The organism is Caballeronia sp. (assembly GCF_049581465.1).
Classification (GTDB): domain Bacteria; phylum Pseudomonadota; class Gammaproteobacteria; order Burkholderiales; family Burkholderiaceae; genus Caballeronia.
The window spans coordinates 1-3,660 of record NZ_JBAUSA010000675.1; the positions used below are offsets into that span (position 1 = coordinate 1).

Consider the following 3,660-nt stretch of genomic DNA (forward strand, 5'->3'; position numbering starts at 1 on the left):
CTGGCCGGCATGAAGGACTCGAAGGTGATCGTGGCGATCAACAAGGACCCGGAAGCGCCGATTTTCTCGGTGGCCGATTACGGCCTCGAAGCCGACCTCTTCAGCGCAATACCGGAATTGACGGCAGCCGTTTAATTCGAGTTCCGCGGGTGAAAGCATTGACTGGTCGGATTTTCCCGAACAAACAAAGATGAAAGGCGAAGTGGCGGTGCTAGCGGCGTTCGGACTGCGACCGACAAGTTTCGCCAGCTTGAAAGACACCGTCGTGACGGAACCGTGCACGGTTTCATACGCGACGTCCTACTGCGTGCAGCCGTCGAGGGCGCGGAAGCTGGGTATGTCGTCGGCGGTGTCATTCAGTCAGTGCCCAAGTACATATATCCGGCGCGCGCATGGGCGACCCGAGCCTCGTCGACATGAGGCGGGCTCGTTGAGAGATCCGTTTCACCGCTTTCATATGGGGTGGTTGCGAAGAGCGCCGCGTGGCGGTTCGGCATATCGCGCGAGCAACAGCACGCGTTGGCGCTCGAATCGCAGCGGCGCGCCTCACATGCCGTTGCACAAGGCTATGTCAGGGAACAATTCGTGCGGCTCGATTGACCCAGAGCGACGGGCGTGCCGGTGCTGGCAGCTTCGGTGCCGACGTGTGTGAGTGCGCGTTTGCAAGTACGGTAGTCAGGAAGTGCCGGGGCCGTTGCGGTTCCGTGGCTGGGTTACTTGGCAGGATTAACGTTCTCCCTAAGTGCGGCGGACTCACGTTGCTCCAGGTAAGGCACCCAGTCAAGAATTTGCACATTCGCGAAACTGAGCGGGCGCGTCGCGAAGAACATCACGGCACGCAGTCCGTCAGTGTAATAAGGCGCGCCATTCAGCGTTGTCCGCGGGTGTGCCTGCAGTGATGGACCCACGCCGTACACAAAGCCCAATTTATCCAGGCCGCCCGAATACATCATGTCCTGGACCAGAAAGTTCCGCGCCTCGTCGACGTCCCCATGGAGCGTGCCGCCCGCCATATCGTGGTGCGCGAAACGGCCGCCGACCGGCCGTCCGACCTGCGCCAGATACACTGCGTCACCGTTGAAGCGAATGGGCGCGAGCCACGCGCGCAATGTAGTGGATGCCGCGCCCGCTTGCGCTTCCTTGCGCAGGACAACGTCGGGCCTCCGTCCAAATACCCACTGCGAGAGGTCGTCTTCACGCAGGTCGCGACGATAGCTACGCCGCACCATTGCGGAACCGATGTCCCCAAGCGTGCCGATGACAATCACGTTCAACGGATCGGCTTCAGTTGTCGCGTGCTCATCGGTGGCACAACACGGCATCCGTTCGAGCGCCGCGCGCAACGACGCAAGGTCGTGGTAGTCAGTGATTATGGTCTCTTGATACTGGAACGGGGTCAGCGCGAAACGCGGGTCCGCGACATCGTCCGGTACAGGCAGAAACAGGGTGAAGGGGATCAGCTTTGCGCTTCCGAACAGATCGATATTGACGAGTTTGATCTGCCGGTCGGGGTTGGTGAAAAGAAACCCGGCGCGCGTTTCCCCGGGGGGAATGGGATTTCTGAATCCGAGTTTGTTCAGGTAACTGTCGATGCTCGCGTTCGTCGCACCTCCGAGAAGCGTGTGCATGGACCACGCGACTTCGAGTGGTGAGAAGTAATCGGGATCTGTGCCGGAATGCAGCAACCATAACGGTTGCGAAGTCCGGTTCTCGACTTCGATCCACAACGGCTGGATGCTGGTCTTGTTGATGTCGGCGCCGAACATGCGCTTGCTGTCGTCGGCTCCCAGCACGGTCACGCTTACCCGTGCGTCCTGCTTTGTAGCGCTCACCGCACGTTCACGAAGCGGCGCCTCGTCGATGCTGGTCGGGGCCGTCCACGTCGCACAGCCCGTGAAAATGAGCGAGAGGATCACGCTGCCAGCAGCATTCTTCAATGCACGTTGCAGCGACGGCGATTCGCTCATCGCTTTGCTCCGGAGGGCACAGCGTTGAGCTTCGCGACCGTCTCCCAGGGGAAGAATTCGATCCCTGAGAGCGCGGTGGGTTGCCGGTCGAATAAGAGTACCTGGCGATTACCGTCGGTGTAGTACCGGTCGGTGGTGAGATTCTCGCGCGGGGCGCCTTGCGGGGCGACGCCGACTCCCTTTACCAATCCGATTTTCTGGAGGTTCTGGGAATAGGCCATATCCTCGGTGAGTGCTGTGCGTGCCTCATCTACGTCGGGATCGATCTTGTGGGTTGTGAGCGTGGGCGAGTGAAACGTGAAACGCACGCCGATATCCCGGCTGATCTGACCCACCCACACGGGCTTGCCCCGGTAGCGCATGGGGCTTAGCCAGAGTCGTAAATGATTACGCTGATGAATCGTGTCACGTGCTTTCTGCAACGCGAGATCCTGCGGCCGGCCAAACAGGTAAAGATCGCTTACCGGCGCATTGACGTAACGCTCGCCAGAGAGCGCGGAAGTAATCACCTTCATGATCGCGCCTGACCACCGCTGCTCGGTTGGGCTCCAGCCGCGGCGCACCAGTGCGGGAAACGCGTCATCGACGCCCCCCACTATGACGAGATTGAGCGGATCGCCGTTCTTCGAACCGTCCTCATTGGTCGCGCAACACGGAAGTGATTCGAGTGCGACACGGAAAGCGTCGTCGTCCGTGTAGTTCACGATTTTTTCCGGCGGATAGATCGCGCGCCGAAAGACTGCGCTGACATTGTAATCGGCGTAAAAACCAGGCACGACCATCAGGATCGAGAATGTCTTCGCCCGCTCGCTCGCAACGAGGTCCAGTTCGACGACCTTCGCGCCCTCGCTGAGGTTGGTCAGCACATATCCGGATACAGTCTGCCCTGGCAGCACAGGGTTATGGAAGGCGAGCCCCCGGAAGCGCCGGTCGAGTTCCTCACTTCTGCCAGGCACATTGCTGTCGGCAAACGCCTCGGCCGCTTCCGAGGCCGGGAAGAAATTCGGGTCGAGGCCAGGCGACAACAGGAAATAGCTGACCGGGTCGTCGTCCTGCACTTCGATCCATACGGGCTGAATCCCCTTCTTCGCGAGCGGCACGCCATAAACCGCCGCGCTTTCTTCAGCCGAAAGCACCGAAGCGGTAACCCGGAGCCCTCCTTCGGTGCGTGTCACGGCGCGGGCCTTATAGGTGAGCCCGCCGGCGCTCAATTGCGTAGTGGCACAACCGCACAACACGAAGGCGATAACAACTGCAGCCAGCAGTCGATTCACGACGGGGTCCATCGCGTCACCTCTTTGCCGCGAGCTGGTGCGGCGTTCCTGTCAGGGGGCCAGTGTGAGCGGATCCTTAGGCAAGTTCTGGCTGCTCTCCGTGTAACCTTCTTCAGTATTTGTGCGAGATTATAGGTGTGCAGGTTCCAGCGCGCCATCGCCAGAAATCGACAAATGCGTCACCCTGTGCTTCGTAAAACGGCAGGCGACGCGTACCACGCGTCTGTGAGGGGCACGGTCGCTTGTGCTGTCTGCCACTACCAGGCAATCTGGACCCAAAGCCGACACGCGACCTTTCCCAAAGCAGACGTTTAACGGCTATTTGATCGTGCCGCTATGCCTCCAGGTTGAAATGAGAAAACTGGTGTTGAGGTGCGAATCCGGCTAGCGTGGCATACGCAAACATGCGCGGTTTTGCC

General features: G+C 60.0%; 3 protein-coding genes and 1 pseudogene. 2 read left to right on the top strand and 2 right to left on the bottom strand.

Features of this window, described 5'->3' with window-relative positions; translation table 11 throughout:
* Together WCA53_RS16725 and WCA53_RS16730 are read left to right on the top strand one after the other, a co-directional pair.
* Positions 1–135, top strand: a pseudogene (locus WCA53_RS16725) (electron transfer flavoprotein subunit alpha/FixB family protein); the annotation flags it as partial.
* Positions 136–462: 327 nt separating this feature from the next.
* Positions 463–600 (top strand): hypothetical protein, encoded by a 138-nt coding sequence (locus tag WCA53_RS16730; protein ID WP_423912672.1) that lies wholly within the window; start codon positions 463–465, stop codon positions 598–600.
* Between the two features lie 113 nt (positions 601–713).
* On the opposite strand, the gene WCA53_RS16735 is transcribed toward WCA53_RS16730, so the two are convergent.
* Positions 714–1,967 carry an LssY C-terminal domain-containing protein gene (locus WCA53_RS16735; protein WP_423912675.1) on the bottom strand — a complete coding sequence of 418 codons (1,254 nt, stop codon included), beginning with the start codon at positions 1,965–1,967 and terminating at the stop codon, positions 714–716.
* On the bottom strand, positions 1,964–3,253 hold the full coding sequence (locus tag WCA53_RS16740) for an LssY C-terminal domain-containing protein (protein ID WP_423912677.1): 1,290 nt from the start codon (positions 3,251–3,253) through the stop codon (positions 1,964–1,966). Before WCA53_RS16740 ends, WCA53_RS16735 begins: the two co-directional genes overlap by 4 nt.
* Positions 3,254–3,660: the final 407 nt, after the last annotated feature.